This is a genomic window from Wenzhouxiangella sp. YN9 (assembly GCF_056324165.1).
In genome coordinates this window covers 1-363 of record NZ_JBJNIP010000013.1, presented here as the reverse complement: position 1 = coordinate 363, position 363 = coordinate 1, and the positions used below count along the sequence as shown (strand labels likewise).

General features: G+C 63.4%; 1 protein-coding gene. It reads right to left on the bottom strand.

What is annotated here, in order from left to right:
- Positions 1–3 precede the first annotated feature (3 nt).
- A partial coding sequence (locus tag ACEWQ0_RS00020) for a type IV toxin-antitoxin system AbiEi family antitoxin domain-containing protein (RefSeq protein ID WP_476484106.1) occupies positions 4–363 on the bottom strand: 360 nt, incomplete at its 5' end.

The following is a 363-nucleotide window of genomic DNA, read 5'->3' as shown; positions in this document are numbered from 1 at the left end:
ATTTTATTGTCTGAATGGAGCCGGGATCTCCCACCCGAAGGCGCCACCGCCGAAAAGACCCCGGATCAAGTCCGGGGATACGTGTGCTGGCGGCGAAGCGCTCACACCACCCCGAATTCCCGGCCAAGCGAAGCGCCGCCCCGGCACCACGCTGCGCACCTGACGAACGGCCTCCGGAATGCAGCCGTGCCACGCCAGCGCGGATTCGAAAGAAATGTACGATCCCGAGCGCAAGGCCTGAGCCAGCACGAACGAATGCGGCTGCACGCCGGATACAGACGGCGCAAGCATATACACACCACGGCTCAATCGCTCCAATTCGCCGGCCTTGAGCGCCCGATTGACCAGGTTGTAACGCCGCTG